Consider the following 542-nt stretch of genomic DNA (forward strand, 5'->3'; position numbering starts at 1 on the left):
GACTCGGTGTACAAGCAGTACCTGCAGGCCACAGAGAAGATTGAGCCACGGCCGCAGTCTGACATTCGCGTGTCGGACCGGCCGCCGGAGGGTGCGCAGGAGGCGGAGGCGGCGGAGGCGAAGGCGGAGGCGGCTGCATCAGCAGGCGTGTCTGCTGCCGCCTCCACCACCACCACCGCCGCCGCCGCCGCCGCCACCGCCACCGCCACCGCCTCTGACGCCAAGGCTGCCGCGGGTGAGGATGACGACGCCGCAAGCCGCAAGCGGCGGCGCAAGAGCCGCTGGGGCGACTCTGGCGACGCTGACGGCGACGGCGCGGATGGCGACACGCGGCAGCGGCGGTCGCGCTGGGCGTCCGACGCGCCCGCGGCGCCGGGGCTGACGCCGGAGCAGCTGAAGCTGGTGCAGCTGCGCATGCAGCTGGAGACGCTGAACCGGCGGCTGCTGACCGTGGCGGTGGACGCGGCGGCCAAGGAGCTGGACCCCAACCGCTCCCCCTCCCCGCCGCCGCAGTACGACGGCCGCGGCAAGCGCGTGAACAC

At 74.4% G+C, this 542-nt stretch carries 1 protein-coding gene; it reads left to right on the top strand.

Annotated features, from left to right (window positions below):
* A partial coding sequence (locus tag ACK4SE_RS14290) for a hypothetical protein (protein WP_409694056.1) occupies positions 1–542 on the top strand: 542 nt, incomplete at both ends.

The sequence above is a fragment of the Brevundimonas sp. genome, from assembly GCF_046293315.1.
GTDB lineage: Bacteria > Pseudomonadota > Alphaproteobacteria > Caulobacterales > Caulobacteraceae > Brevundimonas.